Here is a 19,086-nt window from a genome sequence, read left to right on the forward strand (position 1 = left end):
CGGGTGTATCTTCCCGCCCAGATTGACCCGTGGGGAGACGGACATGCAACGGCGGACATTCATGCAGATGGCCAGCGCCAGCGCGTTGGCGGCGATGCTGGCGCGGCGCGGCTGGGCGGAAGGCGCGCCGATGCCGGTACTTTCCGAAGAAGAACAGTACGAACTCGATACCGTGCTGGCCGAGATCGAGGCGCTGGGGCCGGGCATGATCGACATGGCCGTGATGGAAGACCCCGGCGAGCCGATGGCGCCGGAGTTCGCCGAAGACGGCACGCCGATCGTGCGGTCCATTATCTCGGCGGGGTCGATGAGTGCGGTGTTTCCCATTCCGCCGATCACCGATGAGCTGAAAGAGGAGCTGACCGGGAAGAAATACTGGAACCTGCCGCCCGACCAGCGCGAAGTCCCGGCCTGGCCCGCGATCACCTCTGCGCCTGACTATCTGCATCTGGCGATGTATGCTGCGCCGCCGCAGGAATTTGTGCTGTCGGCGGAGCTTCTGGCGCTGCTGGCGGCGCGCAACGACTTTGTGCTGGATATGGAGGCGCCCGTGGTCGTGTTCGGCCTGCGCGGCTGCCATCTGCCCGATGGCGTGAACACGACAGGATGGGTACGTGAGCAGGCGCTGACCGAGGGCGCGCCGACGCACCTGAAGCTCGATTGCACGATGGGCCTGTGGCGCCCAGCGGACGGCATGATTGCCCTGTTCCGGGCCGGAACCGTGCCGGCGGTGGGATATATGTTCAAAAGCCTCGTGACGGGCGGGAGCGGGACATCGCTGCTGCCCACGGGCCTCTATGAGTACCGGCGCGGGGACCATCTGGCCGGCAAGCCGGGCGTGCAGCGCGGCGCCTTGCGGATGCAGGGGACTTATCCGGTGCTGCGCACGGCGGCGACGCTGACCTACAACCCCTTCCTGCAGACGACCGCCTGGACGCTGGGATCGGTCCACAACATCCACGCGGCGGGGATGACCTTCGTGTACGGCTCGGCCGGATGCCAGGTGATCCAGGGCGACTATGTGAGGCCGGAGCGGCTGAAGACCAAGGGCGCATGGGACGAGTTCCGCCAGCTGGCCGGGACGGTGGATGCCGACGGCGGAGCCCTCGAAGACGGGCAGACGCGGTTCCAATACGTGCTGCTGACAGGGCTGGAAGCGGCGCTGGCCTATCAGGGCGAGGCGGGCTTTGCCGAGACCTATCGGCCATTGCGGTTCGGCTCGTCCGGCCCACGCGTGGCGGCGCTCCAGGGGCGGCTGATCCGGGATCATGACGGCGCGGTGAAACAGCTGAGCGAAAACGGCGTCTTCGACACGGCAACTTCCTTTGCCGCGCTGATCGACAGCAAGCTGAGCCAGGGGGATTTTGCCTCCACAGTGGTGGCGGAGGCGTGAGGGGCGTTGCCCCGGCGTGAGCGCGGGGGACACAGGATTGTCACTGGACGGGCGGGCGGGTGCGGGCTACCCCGGCTGGATGACGACACGACCCAGACTGCTGAACCTTGAAACTGTCCGCAACTTCCGCGATTTTGGCGGCTATGAAAGCCGGCATGGCGGCGTGGTGAAGATGGGGCGGCTCTACCGCTCCGGCCACCATGCGGAGGCCTCCGAGACCGATCTGGCGCGGATGGCAGAAATGGGCATTCATGTGCAGGCCGATTTGCGCCGCCCGGACGAACGGGAAAAGTTCAAGACGCGCTTCAAGGCGCCGATCACCATCACCCATGATGGTGGGCGGGAAACCGATGCGCCACATATCCGCTTCCTCTCGCAGATGAGCGTGGACGCCGAAACCGCCGATCAATGGATGGTGGAATATTACGAAGCGGCCCCCTTCAAGGCGCACCATACCGAAATGTTTACCGACTGGTTTGGACACTTGGCGGCCATGCCGGGCGACGGCGCGGGCCTTGTGAACTGCGCCGCCGGCAAGGACCGCACGGGCATTCTCTGCGCCCTGACGCATCACATTCTTGGCGTGAGCGAGGAAGACGTGCGCGCCGACTATGATCTGACCAATGAAGCGGTGAATATTGCCGCGCGCCTGCCTGAGGCGGCGGCGTATTTCAACGACATGCTGGGCAAGGAATACCCGGCCGAAGTGTTCCGCCCGTTCATGGGCGTGCACCTGCGCTATCTCGAAAAAGCCTTTGCCACGATCAATGAGCGCGCAGGCTCGGTGGATGCCTATCTCGTCGACACGCTGAAGGTGGACGAGAAGATGCAGAACGCCATCCGTGAACGGCTGATCGAGAAGTAGTCAATTCAGTTCGCAGGCGCGCCCTCACAGACCCGCGACAAGGCGGTCTGCTTCTTGCCTTGAGCGCAGGGTGAGGAGCGGGACCCCCTGGCCGTGGGCGACGAGTTCTTTCAGGATCTTCGGGCTGGCGAGACGCTCGAAGGTCCAGATGTAGTGCAGGAATTCGAAGTCGATCTTCTCGGGGCAGTTGTCGGCCATGTCGGGCCGGGTGCGGCCGCGATACTGGCGCCAGCGGCCGAAGGCGCCGCGCAAGGAGACCCAGCGCGGCGGACGCATCCAGATGACAAGATCCGTACGCGGCAGGCGCATATGGAGCGTGCCGGGGCTGGTGCCGTCGATGATCCAATTCTCTTCTGCGAGGACGCCTGCAAGGCGCGCGAGGGCTTCATCGCGGGGGCGTTCCTGCCAGCCGGGCAGCCAGAAGATCTCACGGTCCATCGAGACATGGCGCAGGCCGAGGCGGGCGGCGAGGGCGCGGGGAGCGTGCTTTTTCCACTGCCGGAGCATCCGATGACGAGGATGCGGCGGGCAGCGGCGAGCGTTGTGGCAGCTTCAGCAAGGGATAGCGCGGTGGGCATGAACGGGCGGTTCAGTTCGGGGGACGCCAGAGAGGCATGTGCGCAAGCGCGGCGAGCAGGTCTGACCGGGTGACGATACCGGCGAGGCTGCCATCCGGCGCAACGACTGGCACGGCCTGGACGCCGCCATCGGCGAGCAGGCGGACGAGGATGCCGATACTCTCGCCTGGCGCAACGGTATCACCCGGTGGACTCATGATCTCTTCGGCATGATGGGGCGCGCCGCGCCTGGCGAGCAGCAGCCCCGACAGGCTGCGCGCAAAACCCGACTGATTGAGAATGGCGGCATCACGGGCGCGCTGGATAAGGTCGTTCTGGGTGATGACGCCGAGAAGCTGGCCCTGCGGGCCGGTGACCGGAAGGGTCTTGAAGCGGTGGCGGCGGAACAGCTCTGCCACATCGCGCAGGCGGGTCTGGGGCGTTACGGTGGTCAGGTCTTTCGACATGATTTCGCCGCAGGTGAGGCCGCCGACATGAAGGCGGGCGGCCTCGGTTTCGGCTTCGGCGAGCAGGCGGCCAAAATCCTCCGTGCCGATATTGGCGGAAAGGCGGTAGCGTTCGAGGATGCCGGCAAGGGCCTCCGGCGAGAGGCCGAGGCGGGATTGCGGCGGGCGATCGCGCGTACCGTGGGTGTTGGCTTCTCCCGGCTGGCGGAAGGGGTAGACGCGGCCTGTGAGGCGGTTCCAGACGATGGCGAGGACAACAAGGAGGGACGTATCCAGCAGCACCGGGGCAAGGGCGAAGCTGTAGCCAAGATCGTGAACCATCTGTTCACTGAGGACCGTGGCGAGGGCAACGGCGGCGCCTGGCGGGTGCATGGCGCGCAACATTGCCATGGCGAGGATGGAGCCGGTGATCGCAACGCCGACAGCGGCGAGCTGGGGCAGGCCGCTGAGGATGGCGGTGATGGCAATGAGGGCAGAGGCGGTGTTGCCGACGATCGCGGACCAGGGCTGGGCCAGGGGTGAATTGGGCACGGCAAACAGAAGGAACGCGCTTGCGCCCAGCGGGGCGATCAGCAACAGGCCGTGAGGCAGGTCTGTGGCCAGTTGGTGATGGACACTGAGCAGGAGGAAGCCGCTGAGGGCGAGCGCAAGGCCCGCGCCGGCGCCGGCACGGACAGCCTCGACAAAGCGGGGCCGGGCCATGGCCGGGCCAAACCATCGGCTGAGATGGTGGAGCCATCCAAGGGGGTGTTTCTGATGCTGCACGTGTCTCTGGCCCTGCTGCTGGCATTCTGCGCGTGCGTAGGCCGATAACGTAAACAAGTCACCCCCGCGCACGGCGTGGCGGGGGTGACGATCTGGTGGGAGATGAGCCTTGCTGGCCGGACTTTACTGGCAGACCTGCGCGCTGGTGTTGCTGCCGCGCATGGTGCAGTGGGCCCAGCGGTATTTCTGCTTGGTTTCAGCGGAGATCTGGGCGGCGCTTTTCATCGGCGGGAGCGAGGAAGACGGGCTGCTGGAGGCGTAGCGCGGGGCGGAGGAACCGTAGAGGGCGTTCCAGCGGGCGTCTGCCATGCCAGGCTCGTTTGTACCGGTACCAAATGTTCCCTCAAGACCTGTTCCGCGGGCGGAGAGTTCGGCGTCGGCGGCGGCGCGCACCGGGCCCGAGTTGAACCAGAGGGCGGCGGCATAGAGATCGTTGGTGGAGACTTCGCCCATGCGGCCGGCGGCCTTGGTGGCGAGGATGGCTTTCTGGGCAAGATCGCGCGAGCCGGTGGAGTTGATGGCGGCGCTGACCGCATCGCCATAGCGGCCCTGGGCGAGCGGAGTGTCGACCATCGCGTTGAGGGAGGCCATCTTGGCGGTGTATTCGGCCATTTCGCGATTGTAGGTTTCCCATTCGGTGGCGCGGCCGCAGGACTCCGTGTGGCCCTTCTCGCAGGCGCGGCGCAGGTAGGTGGCGCCGATGTCGTATTCCTCGATGGCGAGATAGACGCCGGCGACATTGCGGCAGTCGCCGCCGCTGTTCTGCTCGTCGCAGCGGATCATGGAATAGAGGAGCCCTTTCTGGGCGTCGAAGGTGGGCGCGTCGGGATTGGCGTAGGTGCGGGCGGCGACGTCGCAGCCCATGACATCGTGATACTTGTCGCACGCGCGCTCGGCGAACCAGCCGGCATTGGCGGCGTCGATCATCGAAGGGTATTTGCCCTCGCTGCCGTCATACGCCCAGTAGAGGCCCCAGAAGCAGGGACTGCGCACGCCGGCTTCGCAGCCAGCCTTGGCGGTGGCGACGGCCTTGTCGAAATCATGGGCGGGCGAGGTGGCGCTGAGGCGCTGGCCGATGCTCTTGTCGCAGCCATCGACATGGCCCATCGCGCAGGCGCGCTCCATGTATTCGACGCCCTGGACGACATTCTTGGGCACATTGCCATCGCCATTGATGGCGAAATATCCGCTGGTGGTGCAGCCATCGGGGATGCCCATGTCGCAGGACTTCAGGAAGAAGGTGGTGGCTTTCTGCTTGTCTTCCGGGGCGCCGATGCCCTGGGCGTATTCGGCGCCGGTGTAGAAGCAGGCTTCCGCGTCGCCGGCATTGCAGGCGGGCTCGGACTCGGTCTGAGCGCTGGCAGGGGCGGCGAAGAAGGCGGTGGCGGCCGAGATGGCAGCAAGGGCGAGGATGCGCATGAGGCAGGCTCCCAGGGTAGCTAGGGGACGGGCGTGCCTTGATGTTTGAGGGAATTTGGCGCGGAGGGCGCACCCCTGTTCAGGGGGGAATGCCTTGCAGGCGGCCCTCACCCCCAACCCCCTATCCCACGGGAGAGGGAGCTTTTGGGATCAGGTGCGGAAGGAGCGGCGGCCGAAATAGGGGCTGGCGGCGGGCGGCGTGGTTTCGCTGTCGCTGCTGGCGGGCTTTTCTTCGGTGGTGGCAGGCTCAGCGGCGGGCGTATCGTCCGTCAGGCTGAGGGAGCCGGCGCCCCACGCGTCTTTTTTCGGCTCGGCAGGCTGTTCAGCGGGCGTTTCTGCAGCGGTTTCTGCAGGCTCGGCGGTTTCTACCTCGAGCGTTTCGACGGCTTCGGGCTCGGGTTCAGCTTCCGGCAGGGCGACCGCCGCGATGAGATCGCGGACATGGGCGACGGCGGCAGAGGCGGTGGAGACTTCGAAGTCCGGCACGCGCTTGTCGAGGCGGCGAGCGAGCTGGCGGGCCTGATGGTGGGTGAGGGATTTCAGCTGCGGGAGGAAGATATCCTCGCCGACAGCGGCCTTGATGACCGCGAGGCTTTCCGGCGTCTGGCCAGCCGAGAGCAGCAGCTTCTTGACGATCATGCCGGCGGCGGCAGCCCAGTCCTTGTCGGAGACCGCTTCAAGCTGGCCCTGAAGGCCAAGAAGGGCGCGCAGGGCATCTGCGCCGTGGATGCCGCCAGGCTCGGTCATGCAACTTTCTCCCGCACTTCCGTGAGGAGCTGTTCGATGATCTGGAGCGCTTCGCCCGACCATTTGGCCTGCAGCGTCGGCTCCGGCCCGAGCTCGATCGGGTTGGTGGCGAAGCCCGGCTTCATCGGGATCACGGTCTTGAACATCGCAAACTCGGTCTCGGCAGCATTGGCAGCGTCCCGCATCGCGCCGAGAACGACCTGCTGATGGGATGAGCCATCATAGCGGGTGGCGAGCACGCACGGGAGCGTTTCAATATCCCGGTCTCGCAGATTCTTCATGATGTCGCCAGTGAAGAGGTCGAGGCCTAGCGTGGACATGAAATCCGGAATGGTGGGCACGATGATCAGGTGGCTGGCGGCGAGCACCGTTTCGGTCATCACCGAGATGCCGGGCGGGCAATCGAACAGGATCACGTCATACTGCGCCTTGAGCAGGTTCAGGTCATCCCGCAGGCGCTTGCCGACCTGGTTCTGTAGGGCCTGCATGGCATAGCCCTTGGCGGTGAGTTCGAAGATCAGCTCGCGCTCTGTCTTGCGAAGGCGCGGCGAGGAGGGGATCAGGTCCAGCGGCAGGGGCTTGCCCTTGAACGACACATCGCTCGCATCGGTGACAATGAATTCACCCAGACGGCGTTGTTCGCCGGCGAAGAAATTCTCCAGCAGCCAATCTGAAATGGTCATGTAGTCGTTGATCGCCTGGAACAGGTGTTCATCGCCATTGTTGCCGAAGATCAGCAGCGAGGCGTTGGCCTGTGTATCAAGATCGATCACCAGCGTGCGCATGCCGGAAGCGGCAAACGCCTCAGCCAGGCTGACACATGTGGTGGTTTTGCCGACACCGCCTTTGGAATTGGCGATGGAAATGACGCGGGCAGACATGTTTCGATTCTGTTCCTGTCTTTGTCAGAGCGGGGCTCATGCCAGATATAGGGGGACAAGGCCACCTCTATCCACGCTTTTCTGCCCTGCTGCCGGATAAAACTTTCTCAATGATTCAATGACGCGCGCGTGATGCGCGCCGTGAAAATGGCGGAGATATCCGCCGGGGGGTGCCACCGGTTCACACTGCGAACTGTCGAGAACAACCGGCAGCAAGCAGGGAGCGGAAATTGAACTGGAACTGGCCATTCGGAAAATCAAGGCAGGAGCTGAAATCTGCCTGGCCGCTGGTGGCGCTCTCCGAGCCGCGCGCGGCGAACTGGGGATCGCGGGAAGCGGGCGCGCTGACGCGGGACGGATACCTGAAAAACGCGGTGGCATATCGCTGTGTGCGGATGGTTTCCGAGGCGGCGGCGTCCATTCCGATGCGGTCCTCCCATGACGCTGTTGGGCGCCTGATGCGCCACCCGATGCCGGAGGCCGCCTCGGCGGGATTCCTGGAGGCGGTGTATACGGATCTTCTGCTGACAGGGAACGCCTTTGTGGAGGCTGTGCGCCTGCCGGGGGAGACGGCGGTGGCCGCGCTTTACCCCATCCGCACGCAGCGGGTGCGCCCGGTGAAGGATGCGAGCGGCTGGGTTTCGGCCTGGGCCATCAAGGGGCAGGGAACCGAGCGGCGCGTGGGGCGGGACGCGGGCGGTTGGTGCCCCATCCTGCAAGTGAAGCTCTACAATCCGGGCGATGAGGCGATGGGCCTGCCGCCGCTGGCCGCCGCGCGCCGCGCGCTGGACCTGCACAATGCCGCCGCCGACTGGGCCAAGGCCCTGATCGACAATTCGGCGAAGCCTTCGGGCGCGCTGGTCTATGGCGGCGGCGGGCGCATTCCGCCCGAACAGTATGACCGGCTGAAGGAAGAACTGGCACAGAACTTTTCTGGCGCGGGCAATGCCGGGCGGCCAATGCTGCTGGAAGGCGGACTGCAATGGCAGGCCCTTTCCCTTTCGCCCGCGGAGATGGACTTCCAGGAGACGCGGGCCGCCGCCGCACGGGAGATTGCGCTGGCGCTGGGCGTGCCGCCGATGCTGCTGGGGATTCCGGGAGACAATACGTATTCGAACTATCGGGAGGCGAATGCCGCTTTCTGGCGGATGACCGCGTTACCGCTGGCGCAGCGCTTTGCGGGGGCGCTTTCCTGCTGGCTGGATGAGCCGTTTGGCGAGGATGTGGCGGTTACGCTGGATCTGGACGCTGTGCCGGCGCTGGCGGGCGAGCGGGAGGCGCTGTGGGCGCGGATCGGCGCGGCGGATTTCCTGACGCCGGAAGAGAAGCGCGCGCTGGCGGACGTTTCGCCATGAGGATCCAGGGGAAAGTGACAGTCGCGCTGGTGCTGGCGGTGCTGGTGCAGGCGGGCGGGGCGGCCTTCTGGGCGGGCGCGGCGGCGGAGCGGATTTCCGCGCTGGAAGCAGCGGCGGCGACATCGCGGCCTGTGGCCGAGCGGCTGGCCCGGCTGGAGGCGGAGATGGCGGCTGTGCGCGCGCAGCTGGACCGGATGGAGCGGCGGTTGGAGGCGGAAAATGCGCGCTGAGCCGGTGTTGATCGAGGGATATGCGAGCCTGTTTGGCGTGGGCGACGACAGCGGAGACCTGGTGAGGGCGGGCGCGTTTGCGCGCAGCCTGAAGCGGGCGGGCAGCCTGCCCATGCTGATGCAGCACCGGGACGGGGCGCGGGCCGGGCAATGGACGCGCATCAGCGAGGACGGGCGCGGCCTGTTCGTGCGCGGACTGGTCGAGGCGCCCGGCGCGCTGGCGATGGTGGGGCGCGGGCTGAACGGGCTGTCCATCGGCTTTCGCCCCACGCTGTGGCGGCCGCGAACGGGCGGCGGGCGCGAGCTGATCGAGGTGGACCTCGTGGAGATATCGCTGGTGCAGGCGCCGATGCTGAGGGGCGCGAGATTTACAGTTCAGGGACGAAGCCTGATCCGGGCGGCGTGATGGAAATGGTCAACAAAGGAGACGACATGACCAGGGAAACAAAAATGGCAAAGGCGCAGGACGCGGAATTGATGGCCGTGTTCGAAGCCTACCGGCAGGCGAATGATGCGCGCCTTGCCGACATCGAGAAGAAGGGTTCTACCGATCCGCTCTCGGAAGAAAAACTGGCGCGCATCGACCGGCGTCTTGAGGCGCTGATCCTCAAGATGGCCCGGCCGGACGCGGGCGGCGGCGACTCCGCCCCGGCGGATGACGAGCGCCGCGAAGGCTGGGCGCGCTACCTGCGCACGGGCGATGACAGCGCGATTTCGCGGCTGGAACTCAAATCGCTGAACACCGGCACGGGCAGCGAAGGCGGGCATGTGGCCCCGCCCGAACTCGACCGGCTGATCGAGGCGCGCCTGATGGCGGCAAGCCCCATGCGCCAGATTGCGACCGTGCGGCAGACCTCTGCCGGCGTTTACAAGAAGCCTGTGGGCCTTGGCGCGGCGGCCCAATGGGTGGGCGAGGAAGCAGCACGCACCGAGACGGCGGTGACCGGGCTCGATCTGCTCGAATTCCCTGCCGGGGAACTCTACGCGATGCCGGCGGCGACGCAGGCTTTGCTGGAGGATTCCTTTGCCGACATCGACGCCTGGCTGGCCGATGAAGTGGAGATTGCATTTGCCGCGCAGGAATCAGCTGCGTTCGTGAGCGGCAATGGCACGGCCAAGCCCAGGGGCTTTCTCGACTATGAGATCGTCAGCGAGGGCGCCCACACCTGGGGCAAGATTGGCTCTGTGGCGGGGAACTTTGCCGCAGCCGACGCAGCCGATCAGCTGATCGACCTGATCTATGCCCCCAAGAGCCAGTTCCGGGCCAATGGCCGCTTCGTGATGAACCGCCGTACGGTGTCATCCGTCCGCAAACTGAAGGATGGGGATGGACGATACCTGTGGCAACCGGGCAGCGGTGGAGAAGCGGCGACGGTGATGGGCTATCCCGTGACCGAGATGGAGGACATGCCCGACATCGGCGTGGGCAATGCCGCGATCGCGTTTGGCGACTTCAAGCGCTTTTACCTCATCGCTGACCGGCAGGGCGCACGCGTGTTGCGCGACCCGTTCTCGGCCAAGCCTTACGTGCTGTTCTACACGACCAAGCGTGTGGGCGGGGGCGTGCAGAACTTCGATGCCGCGAAGGTGATGGTGTTCTGAAGATTGCTCGCGGCGGTTCCCATGCCTTCGGCTTGGGGCCGCTGCGCCTTCGCTTTGCTCGTGGGGGCGCGAGACTGAAATGTTTGTTCAAGGAGAAATGGAATGTTGGAAACTGTGATTGTGGCGATCATTCGCCAGGCGGCGCTGCTGACGAAACCTCAGCAGGAGGAATTCACCACCAAGGCGGCCGAAGCGGTTGCGGCGCTGGTGAAGGGCACATCGACTGCCATCGATAATGAGCTTCTCAAGCAGGTGGGCCTGCCGATGGGCGGGCAGATCATCACGAAGCTGCAGGCGCTGATCTAAGCGCGTTTCGGGGCCGCCCTGCTGCGCGGCGGCGGCCCCGCTCTTTTCACAAAGGACAATTCGAAATGTCGGAACTGACGGTGATAACGCCGCCAGCGGGGGAGGCTTTGTCTCTTCAGGCGGCGAAGGAAATGCTGCGGCTGGGGACGGATGGCGAGGACGCGCTGGTGGCGCGGCTGATCGCATCTGCGCGGGCGCAGATTGAGGTGGCGAGCGGGCTGGCGCTGGTGAGTCGGACGCTGAAGCGGACATGGACGCGCTGGCCGGTGGCCGTGGCGCATGGCGGGGCGGCGCTGAGGCCGGGGCCTGTGACGGCGCTGGTCTCTGTGACGCGCATTGATGGTGCGGGGACGGAGGAAGACCTTTCCGCGAGGTTTGAGGTTTGCGGCGGAAAGCTGCGCCTGAAGGCGGGCTGGGCCATGCCGGGAATTGCGGCGGGCGGGCGCGTGGAGGTCGTGTTTGTCGCGGGGTTTGGGGCGGCGGAGGCTGTGCCGGAAGACCTGGTACATGCGCTGAAACTGTGGGTGCAGGCCGCTTACCTGCGCGGGGCCGAGAACCCGCCTGTGGGCATTCCGGAAGATGTGCAGCGCATTCTGGATGCGCACCGGGAGTGGGCGATATGAGCGCGGAGACGGCAGTGCAGGCGGCGCTGATGGCGGCGCTGCGCACCCATGCGGGCGTGCAGGCGATCTTTGGCGCCAATGCGCGGGTTTATGATGACGAGACTGAGGCGCCCGCCTTTCCCTTTGCGCGGCTGGAGCGGCACGAATGCCGGCCCATGGGCGCGAGCGGGGGCGAGGCGCAGGAGCATATCGTCACGATGGCGGTTTCCTCCCGGTATGGCGGCCTGAGAGAGGCGAAGGAAGCGCTGGCGGCGCTGCGCCTTGCTTTCGAGGGCGCCGACTGGAGCGAGGCGGGGCGGCACATAGTGCTGGCCTATACGACCTATGCCGATGCGATGCGCCAGTTCGACCGGCGCGCGTTTCGCGGGGTTATCCGTTTCCGGATCATTTCAGAAGAGGAGGCAAGCTGATGGCGGGGCAGAGAGGCAGGGATCTGCTGTTGAAGATCAGCGATGGGGCGGGTGCGTTCGTGACCGTGGCAGGCGTGCGCGCGAGCCGGATCGAGCTGAATGCCGGGATGGTCGACGCGACAGGGATGGACTCGCCCGACGCCTGGCGGGAGCTGATCGCCGGGGCGGGCACCAAGACGGCGCGTGTGACCGGACGGGGCGTCTTCCGCGATGCGGCGTCTGATGCGCGGATGCGGGCGGTGTTCTTCGCCGGGGAGGCGCCGGACTGGCAGCTGGTGTTGCCGCATTTCGGCATTCTGCAGGGCGCGTTCCAGATCAGCCAGCTGAGCTGGAGCGGGACGCATGAGGGCGAAGCGGAGTTTTCCGTGACGCTGGAGAGCGCCGCGGCGCTGGGCTTTGAGGCCCAAATATGAGTGGCGGCATGAACGGGGCGCGGGGCGAGACGGCTTTGACCGTAGGCGGACGGCCGCGGCGCGTGTGCCTGACGCTGGGGGCGCTGGCGGAAATAGAAAGCGCGCTGGGCTGCCGGACAATGGCGGAGCTGGAGCTGCGGATGCGGGCGCTGTCCGCGGCGGGCCTGATGACCGTGATTGCGGCGTTGTTGCGCGGTGGCGGTGAGGCGGAGGTGGCCGGGCGGATCGGAGAGCTGGACCTGGCGCCGGGCGATGCGGCGCGGGCGGTGGCCGAGGCATTCCGGCTGGGGCTGGCGGGCTGATGCTGCCCTGGGGCGAGATGCTGCGCGCGGCGCTGGCGCTGGGGATCGGCCCGGAAGCGTTCTGGCGGCTGAGCGTGAAGGAGTGGCGCTGGCTGAGCCGGGGCGGGGCGGCGCCTTCGCGCGGGGAGCTGGCCGCGATGATGGAAGATTATCCGGATACGGGAGAAAGCAATGAACGAGTTTGAACGGGAATTGAGCGCGGCGGGCGACGCGCTGCGCGCCCTGAGCGAAGGACCAGGGCGGGAGGCCGCCGAGGCGCTGGGCACCGCATTTGACGGCGCGGGGCAGCGGATCGAGGCGGCGCTGAGCCAGGCGGCACGGAGCGGGGAGTTGGACTTCCAGCGGATGGCCGAGGGCATCCTGCGGGAGCTGGCGCGTGTGGCGGCAGAAGCGGTGATCCTGCGCGGGCGAGGCGGGGGCGGCGGCGTGAATGCGACGTTCAACTTCGCGCCGGGCGCAGGCGATGGCGGGGCGGCAGGCAGCGCGGCAGGCGTTGCGGCGCTGCTGGCGCGGATGGTTCAGGCGGGAGGGCGGTTCCTGTGAGCCTGGCGATGTTTCATGAGGTGAGCCTGCCCGTGCCATTGGCGCTGGCGGCGAGCGGCGGGCCGGAGCGGCGCGTGGAGACCGTGACGCTGAGTGGCGGGCAGGAAGCGCGCAATGCCGTGTGGGCCGGATCGCGCCGGCGGTGGGATGTGGGCAGCGCGGCGGCGCGCGTGGAGACGCTACAGGCGCTGATTGCCTTCTTCGAGGCGCGCGGGGGCAAGCTCCACGGGTTTCGCTTCCGTGACATGCTGGACGACCGCTCCGGCGCGCCGGGGGCTGAGGTGTCTGCGCTCGATCAGGCGATTGGCCTGGGCGACGGGGCGCGGCGGGAGTTTGCGCTGGTGAAACATTATGGCGGCTGGGCGCGGCGCATCTGGAAGCCGGTGGCCGGGAGCGTGCGCGTGGCAGTGGATGGCGTGGAGGCTGCGTTCAGCGCGGACGCGAGCACGGGGCTGGTGACGCTGGATGCGCCGCCGGACGAGGGCGCGGCGGTGACGGCGGGGTTCCGGTTTGACTGCCCCGTGCGGTTCGACACCGACCGGCTGGACGTGACGTTGGAAGGGTTTGGCGCGGGCCGGGCGATCCGTGTGCCGCTGATCGAGATTATCGGGTGAAGCGATGCGGGAGATAAGCGAGGAATTTGCCGCGCGGCTGGCCAGCGGCGTGACGACGACCTGCCTTTGCTGGCGCATTGCGCGGGGCGACGGATTTGTGCTGCGGCTGACGGAGTATGATGGACCACTGACCGTAGGCGGAGAAACATTCCTGCCGGGCACGGGGTTGGAGGGGGTAGAGTTCGTGCAGACCGCCGGGCTGGCGCCGGGGCGGGCGGCGGCGCGCGGAGCGCTGAGCCATGAGGCGATTACCGAGGCCGACCTTGAGGCGGGCCTGTGGGATGGCGCGCGTGTGGATGTGTGGCGGGTGGACTGGCAGGCGCCGGAACACCGGGCGCATGTGTGGGCAGGGCGGCTGGCGGAGGTGACGCGCGGGGCGCTCGGCTTTGAGGCGGCGCTGGTGTCGCTGAAGGCGGACCTGGAGCGGCCTGTGGGGCGGATCTATGCGCGGCGGTGCGATGCCGTGCTGGGGGACGGGCGATGCGGCGTGGACACCGGGGCGTTTCCGGGGGTGGCCTGCGACCACCGGTTTGAGACGTGCCGGGACGTGTTTGGCAATGCGGACCGCTTTCGCGGATTTCCGCATCTTCCGGGGGCAGACTTCATGCTGGCGGGGCCGGCGGCGAGCGGGAACGATGGAGGCAAGCGATGAAGCGGGCGGAGATTGTGGCGGAAGCGCGGAGCTGGCTGGGGACACCCTACCGGCATCAGGCGAGTCTGAAGGGGGCGGGATGCGACTGCCTTGGGCTAGTGCGCGGCGTGTGGCGGGCGCTGGTGGGCCCGGAGCCGGAAGCGCCGCCGCCCTACACGCCGGACTGGGCCGAGGCGTTGGGGCAGGAGACGCTGCTGAACGCGGCGCGGCGGCAGATGGCGGAGATTGCGCCCGGCGCGGCGCGGGCGGGCGATGTACTCATATTCCGTATGGGGATGGGCGTGCCCGCGAAGCATTGTGCTATCCTGAGCGGCGAAGGGCGGATTATTCACGCCTATTGGGGGCGCTGCGTGGTGGAGACGCGGCTGGCGGATTGGTGGGCACGGCGGATTGCGGCGGCGTTTGCGTTGCCGGGAGTGGAGGACTGAAGATGGCACAGATTGCATTTGCAGAGATTGGCGCAGCAGTGGGCGCGCGCCTGTTGCCCGCGGGACTGAACGTGGCGGGGCGCGCGATTACTGGCGCCGCGATTGGCCGGGCGGCAGGCGCAATGGCGGGGCGGGCGCTGGGCAATTACCTCGCCGGGCCGGCGGAAGGCCCGCGCCTCAAGGCGCTGTATGTGATGGAGGCGGCAGAAGGTGCGGGCGTTTCTTCCGTTTACGGTCGAATGCGCGTTGCCGGGCAGCTGGTCTGGGCAGCGCGCCTGCGCGAGCGGCGCACGACGCGGAGCGTTGGCAGCAAGGGCGGGCCGAGGGTCAATGAGTACAGTTATTCGGTGAGCTTTGCCGTGGCGCTGGGCGAGGGGCCGGGTGTGCGTGTGGTGCGCGCCTGGGCGAATGGGGAGGCGTTTGATTTTTCGGCGGTGACGCACCGTCTTTATGATGGCAGCGAGGGGCAGGTGCCCGATCCGCTGATCGAGATGATCGAGGGGGCTGCGCCGGCCTATCGCGGGACTGCGTATATCGTGTTCGAGGATTTGCCGCTGGACGCGTTCGGGAACCGGTTGCCGCAGCTTTCGTTCGAGATTGTCCGTGTGCCACCGGGCGACAGCGAGCCGGGGCTGAAAGATAGCGTGACGGGCGTGAACATCATCCCGGCGTCTGGCGAGTTTGTGTATGCCACGGAAATCGTGCGCGAGCAGTTTTCGCCAGGGCGGGAACGGGCGATCAATGCCAATTCCGGGGAGGCGCGGGCGGATTTTCTCGTCTCTCTGGACCAGATGCAGGAGGGGCTGCCGCGTGTGACGCATACGGCGCTGGCGGTGGGGTGGTTTGGGTCCAGCCTTGACGTCGGGGCCTGCGTGATCCGGCCGGGCGTGGAGGCGCGGACGCGGGTGACCGTGCCGCAGGTGTGGAACGTGGCGGGGGAAGACCGGGCGGAGGCGTACCTGATTTCGAGGGATGAGGGGGGCAACGCCAATTATGGCGGGACGCCTTCGGACGCCTCCGCCGTGCAGGCGATCCGGGAACTGAAGGACCGGGGCTATGCCGTGACGCTGACGCCGTTCCTGATGATGGACGCGCCGGGATTTCCCTGGCGGGGGCGGATTGGCGTTTCCGAGGACGGAACGGCGTCGGCGCGGGCGGAGATTGAAGCCTTCGTGGACGGGCCGCAGGGCTATCGCCGGTTTATCCTGCATCATGCAGCGCTCGCTGCGCAGGCGGGCGGGGTTGAGGCGTTTCTTGTGGGCAGCGAGATGCGCGGGCTGACGCGCGTGCGCGATGAGGGCGGCGCGTTTCCGTTTGTGGAAGCGCTGCGCGATCTGGCGGCGGAGGTGAAGGCGCTGCTGCCGGGGACGAAGGTTTCCTATGCGGCGGACTGGACGGAGTATGGCGCGTATGTGCCCGGCGATGGGAGCGGGGACGTGTTGTTTCCGCTGGACGCGCTGTGGGCGGATGCGGCGATCGATTTTGTGGGGATAGACTGGTATCCGCCGCTGGGGGATTGGCGCGCGGGGGCAGAGCATCTGGACCTGCTGGCAGGATACGCGGCGGCGGATGACCCGGCCTATCTGGAAAGACAGATTGAGGGCGGGGAGGCGTTTGACTGGTATTATGCTGATGAGGCGGCGCGGGCGACGCAAGTGCGTACACCGATCAATGACAGCGCGCATGGCGAGCATTGGGTGTTCCGGGTGAAAGACCTCTCCGGATGGAGCGGGAACCTGCATTATCCGAGGCCGGGCGGCGTGCGCGCGAGCCTGCCGACGGCATGGACGCCGGGGATGAAGCCTATTCGCCTCTCCGAGATTGGCTTTGCCGCCGTGGACAAGGGCGGGAATGCGCCGAATGTGTTCTATGATCCCAAGAGCAGCGAGAGCGCGCTGCCGCCATTCTCGACTGGCGAGCGAGATGATGTGTTCCAGAAGCGGGCGCTGGGCGTGACGCTGGCGCATTTCGAGGCGAGCCCGCTGGTGGAGGCTGCGCATGTGTGGGCGTGGGACGCGCGGCCATATCCGGCCTGGCCGATGCGGGATGACATCTGGGGCGATGGCGGCAACTGGGCGCGCGGCCACTGGCTGAACGGGCGGGAGGGGCTGACATCGCTGGCCGCTGTGGTGGGGGACATCTGCCCGCGCGGGGGCGTGGAGGCTGATGTGCGCGGGCTGGACGGCGTGATCGAGGGCTATGGTCTGGACGGTGTGCACTCGGTGCGCGCGGCGCTGGAGCCGCTGAAGGCGGCATTTGGCTTTGAGGTGGTGGAGCGGCCGGAGGGGCTGGTGTTCCATATGGGGGACGCGGTGGCGGCGGAGCTGTCTAGTGACGAGATAGCTGAGCCGGGGCTGAAGGCGACGCGGCAGTTGATGGACAAGGCGCCGGAGCGCATACGGCTGGCCTATATTGATCCGGATAGGGACTATCAGCCGGGCGTGGCGCAAGCGCGCCGGGGAGGCGGGGACGCGCGGCTGGCCACGGATGTGACCTTGCCGCTGGTGCTTTCGCCGGCGCGGGCAGAAGCCGCGGCGAGCGCATTGCTGGCGGCAGCGGCGGCAGACGGGACGGCGGAGATTACGCTGCCGCTGGCGGGGATGGCGCTGGAGCCGGGCGACAGGCTGCGCGTGGATGGCGGGCCGGAATGGTGCGTGAGCGAGGCACGCGAGGCTGGCGCGCAGCGGACGCTGACGTTGGTGCGCGATACGGCGCGGGTGAGCCCGGCGCGAGATGGCGGGGCGACGGCGGCGCCGGAGGCAGCGCCGGTGTTCGCCGGGATTGACCTGGTGGTGATGGATGCCCCGTCGCTGCCGGGCGAGGCCGAGACAGGCCCGCTGGTGGCGGCGTATGCGAGCCCGTGGCCGGGCGAGGTGGCCGTGATCGCGGGGCCTTCGGCGGATGGGCTGAGCGAGCGGGCGCGGCTGGTGCGGCCGGCCGTGATCGGGCGGCTGACGGCGCCTGTGGAAGCCGGGCCGGTGGGACGATGGGACCGGGCGGCCGTGATCGAGCTGGACGCGCCGGGCGGTGAGTTTGCCTCGGCAAGCGAGGCGGCGGTGCTGGCGGGGGCAAACGCGGCGCTGCTGGAGACAGCAGCGGGATGGGAACTGGTGCAGTTTGCCGACGCAGAGTTGGTGGGGCCGGAGCGCTGGCGGCTTTCTGGGTTGCTGCGCGGGCAGGGCGGGCGCGCGAGTGGCGCAGCAGAGGCGGGCGCGCGGATCGTGTTGCTGGACGATGCTGTTGTGCGGGCGCGGGTGTCGGCGCTGGAGGCGGGGCTTATGATGTTGTGGCGGGCTGCGGGGCTGGGGGAGGCGAACGAGGCCGTATTCGATGACCGGGCGGGCCTGGCATGGCGGCCAGCGTGGCTGCCGGGGCCAGCGGGATGGGTGAACTGGGCGAGGCGTGGTCGGGATGTGCCCGACCAGTGGGACCTGCCTGACCCTGCCTCGGCGGTGAGCTATGCCGTGGAAGCAGACTTCGGAGCGGGCTTTGATGCACTGGCGGTGACGGATGTTGCCGGGATTGCGTGGCCGGAGGGGGCAATTTGCCTGCGAATTGCGCAAATCGGGACGGACGGACGCACCGGGGAATGGCTTTCAATCCCGGCCGGATCACCTTACCTGTAAGAAAAGTCAGTTCCAGCGTTCCGGAGGAGCCCTAAGTGGCGCTCGATCCCTACAAGGTTCTCGGTGTCCCCCGTACGGCGACCGAGGCCGAAATCAAGAAAGCGTACCGCGCCAAGGCAAAGGCGCTGCACCCCGACTTGCACCCGAATGACGACAAGAAGGCGGAGGAGTTCAAGCAGGCCTCCGCCGCCTTCGACATTCTGGGCGACAAGGAGAAGAAGGCCAAGTTCGACCGCGGTGAGATTGACGGCGACGGCAATCCGCGCGGCTATGGCGGTGGAGCGCCGGGCGGCGGCGGGTTTCGCTGGGAATCGCATGGCGGCGGCGCGCAGGGAGATCCGTTCGAGGATATCCTCTCGGGCATGTTTGGCGGCGGGCGCCGGCGCAATCCGGGCCCGATGAAGGGCCGCGATGTGCGCTACCGCGTCGAGATCAGCTTTGAAGACGCCGTGAATGGCGCGCGCCGGCGGATGAGCATGGCCGATGGCAGTTCGCTGGACGTGAATATCCCGGCGGGAATCACCAGCGGCCAGGTGCTGCGCCTGAAAAGCCAGGGGCAGCCCTCGCCGACGGAAGGCCCGCCGGGTGACGCGCTGCTGGAAGTCGAGGTGCTGGCCAGCAGTGTCTGGACCCGTGAGGACAAGAACCTGCGCATGAGCGTGCCGATTGACCTGAAGAAGGCCGTGCTGGGCGGGAGCGTGGACGTGCGCACGCCTTCGGGCACGGTGGCGCTGAAAGTGCCGGCGGGGTCCAACACCGGCGCGCAGCTGCGCTTGAAGGGCAAGGGCGTGCAGACAACACCGCCGGGCGACCTCTATGTGCGGCTGGAAATCGTGCTGGCCGACCCCAAGGATGACGGGCTGAAACGCTGGGCGGAGAAATCCTGAC

At 67.2% G+C, this 19,086-nt stretch carries 23 protein-coding genes; 18 read left to right on the top strand and 5 right to left on the bottom strand.

The window, feature by feature from the left end:
• Nucleotides 1-43 precede the first annotated feature (43 nt).
• Nucleotides 44-1,393, top strand: a complete 1,350-nt coding sequence (locus tag K1X12_RS10200) for a hypothetical protein (protein ID WP_220987493.1) — start codon at nucleotides 44-46, stop codon at nucleotides 1,391-1,393.
• A gap of 16 nt (nucleotides 1,394-1,409) precedes the next feature.
• Complete coding sequence (locus K1X12_RS10205) at nucleotides 1,410-2,258, top strand: tyrosine-protein phosphatase (protein WP_369426090.1); 849 nt, start codon at nucleotides 1,410-1,412, stop codon at nucleotides 2,256-2,258.
• 24 nt (nucleotides 2,259-2,282) lie between these two features.
• On the opposite strand, the gene K1X12_RS10210 is transcribed toward K1X12_RS10205, so the two are convergent.
• The 5 genes from K1X12_RS10210 to K1X12_RS10230 all read right to left on the bottom strand — a co-directional run bounded on the left by K1X12_RS10210 (nucleotide 2,283) and on the right by K1X12_RS10230 (nucleotide 7,094).
• Entirely contained in the window at nucleotides 2,283-2,765 is a 483-nt protein-coding gene (locus K1X12_RS10210) for a P-loop NTPase family protein (RefSeq protein ID WP_220987494.1), read from the bottom strand.
• Between the two features lie 82 nt (nucleotides 2,766-2,847).
• Entirely contained in the window at nucleotides 2,848-3,984 is a 1,137-nt protein-coding gene (locus K1X12_RS10215; RefSeq protein WP_220987495.1) for an HPP family protein, read from the bottom strand.
• A gap of 186 nt (nucleotides 3,985-4,170) precedes the next feature.
• Complete coding sequence (locus K1X12_RS10220; RefSeq protein WP_220987496.1) at nucleotides 4,171-5,466, bottom strand: tetratricopeptide repeat protein; 1,296 nt, start codon at nucleotides 5,464-5,466, stop codon at nucleotides 4,171-4,173.
• 150 nt (nucleotides 5,467-5,616) lie between these two features.
• A complete protein-coding gene (locus tag K1X12_RS10225; protein ID WP_220987497.1) occupies nucleotides 5,617-6,213 on the bottom strand; it encodes a prolipoprotein diacylglyceryl transferase in 597 nt (198 codons plus the stop codon).
• Nucleotides 6,210-7,094, bottom strand: a complete 885-nt coding sequence (locus K1X12_RS10230; RefSeq protein WP_220987498.1) for a ParA family protein — start codon at nucleotides 7,092-7,094, stop codon at nucleotides 6,210-6,212. The genes K1X12_RS10225 and K1X12_RS10230 overlap by 4 nt, the downstream gene beginning before the upstream one ends.
• A 230-nt stretch (nucleotides 7,095-7,324) precedes the next feature.
• On the opposite strand from K1X12_RS10230, the gene K1X12_RS10235 reads away from it, so the two are divergent.
• From K1X12_RS10235 to K1X12_RS17210, 16 genes are all read left to right on the top strand, one after another.
• Nucleotides 7,325-8,449: a phage portal protein gene (locus tag K1X12_RS10235; RefSeq protein WP_220987499.1), complete on the top strand. Its 1,125-nt coding sequence runs from the start codon at nucleotides 7,325-7,327 to the stop codon at nucleotides 8,447-8,449.
• Nucleotides 8,446-8,679 carry a hypothetical protein gene (locus K1X12_RS10240; RefSeq protein WP_220987500.1) on the top strand — a complete coding sequence of 78 codons (234 nt, stop codon included), beginning with the start codon at nucleotides 8,446-8,448 and terminating at the stop codon, nucleotides 8,677-8,679. The genes K1X12_RS10235 and K1X12_RS10240 overlap by 4 nt, the downstream gene beginning before the upstream one ends.
• The gene (locus tag K1X12_RS10245; protein ID WP_220987501.1) at nucleotides 8,669-9,085 is read left to right on the top strand and encodes an HK97 family phage prohead protease; all 417 of its coding nucleotides are present in this window, start codon (nucleotides 8,669-8,671) and stop codon (nucleotides 9,083-9,085) included. Before K1X12_RS10240 ends, K1X12_RS10245 begins: the two co-directional genes overlap by 11 nt.
• Nucleotides 9,086-9,111: 26 nt before the next feature.
• Nucleotides 9,112-10,281, top strand: a complete 1,170-nt coding sequence (locus K1X12_RS10250; RefSeq protein ID WP_220987502.1) for a phage major capsid protein — start codon at nucleotides 9,112-9,114, stop codon at nucleotides 10,279-10,281.
• A gap of 102 nt (nucleotides 10,282-10,383) precedes the next feature.
• On the top strand, nucleotides 10,384-10,587 hold the full coding sequence (locus K1X12_RS10255) for a hypothetical protein (RefSeq protein WP_220987503.1): 204 nt from the start codon (nucleotides 10,384-10,386) through the stop codon (nucleotides 10,585-10,587).
• A gap of 65 nt (nucleotides 10,588-10,652) precedes the next feature.
• Nucleotides 10,653-11,210 (top strand): head-tail connector protein, encoded by a 558-nt coding sequence (locus K1X12_RS10260; RefSeq protein ID WP_220987504.1) that lies wholly within the window; start codon nucleotides 10,653-10,655, stop codon nucleotides 11,208-11,210.
• A complete protein-coding gene (locus tag K1X12_RS10265) occupies nucleotides 11,207-11,620 on the top strand; it encodes a DUF3168 domain-containing protein (protein WP_220987505.1) in 414 nt (137 codons plus the stop codon). The genes K1X12_RS10260 and K1X12_RS10265 overlap by 4 nt, the downstream gene beginning before the upstream one ends.
• Nucleotides 11,620-12,033, top strand: a complete 414-nt coding sequence (locus tag K1X12_RS10270; protein WP_220987506.1) for a phage major tail protein, TP901-1 family — start codon at nucleotides 11,620-11,622, stop codon at nucleotides 12,031-12,033. Before K1X12_RS10265 ends, K1X12_RS10270 begins: the two co-directional genes overlap by 1 nt.
• Before the next feature lie 8 nt (nucleotides 12,034-12,041).
• Nucleotides 12,042-12,335 (top strand): GTA-gp10 family protein, encoded by a 294-nt coding sequence (locus K1X12_RS10275; RefSeq protein ID WP_220988856.1) that lies wholly within the window; start codon nucleotides 12,042-12,044, stop codon nucleotides 12,333-12,335.
• A complete protein-coding gene (locus K1X12_RS10280) occupies nucleotides 12,335-12,520 on the top strand; it encodes a phage tail assembly chaperone (protein ID WP_220987507.1) in 186 nt (61 codons plus the stop codon). Before K1X12_RS10275 ends, K1X12_RS10280 begins: the two co-directional genes overlap by 1 nt.
• Entirely contained in the window at nucleotides 12,507-12,878 is a 372-nt protein-coding gene (locus tag K1X12_RS10285) for a phage tail tape measure C-terminal domain-containing protein (RefSeq protein ID WP_220987508.1), read from the top strand. Before K1X12_RS10280 ends, K1X12_RS10285 begins: the two co-directional genes overlap by 14 nt.
• A 2-nt stretch (nucleotides 12,879-12,880) precedes the next feature.
• Entirely contained in the window at nucleotides 12,881-13,492 is a 612-nt protein-coding gene (locus K1X12_RS10290; protein ID WP_220988857.1) for a phage distal tail protein, Rcc01695 family, read from the top strand.
• 4 nt (nucleotides 13,493-13,496) lie between these two features.
• Nucleotides 13,497-14,144, top strand: a complete 648-nt coding sequence (locus K1X12_RS10295) for a phage/gene transfer agent baseplate hub protein (protein ID WP_220987509.1) — start codon at nucleotides 13,497-13,499, stop codon at nucleotides 14,142-14,144.
• Nucleotides 14,141-14,572, top strand: coding sequence for an NlpC/P60 family protein (locus K1X12_RS10300; RefSeq protein ID WP_220987510.1), 432 nt, complete (start codon nucleotides 14,141-14,143; stop codon nucleotides 14,570-14,572). The genes K1X12_RS10295 and K1X12_RS10300 overlap by 4 nt, the downstream gene beginning before the upstream one ends.
• 2 nt (nucleotides 14,573-14,574) lie before the next feature.
• Entirely contained in the window at nucleotides 14,575-18,198 is a 3,624-nt protein-coding gene (locus K1X12_RS10305) for a baseplate multidomain protein megatron (RefSeq protein ID WP_220987511.1), read from the top strand.
• Between the two features lie 35 nt (nucleotides 18,199-18,233).
• Entirely contained in the window at nucleotides 18,234-19,085 is an 852-nt protein-coding gene (locus K1X12_RS17210) for a DnaJ C-terminal domain-containing protein (protein ID WP_220987512.1), read from the top strand.
• The last annotated feature ends 1 nt before the right edge of the window (nucleotide 19,086 follow it).

The organism is Hyphomonas sediminis (assembly GCF_019679475.1).
GTDB classification, from domain to species: domain Bacteria; phylum Pseudomonadota; class Alphaproteobacteria; order Caulobacterales; family Hyphomonadaceae; genus Hyphomonas; species Hyphomonas sediminis.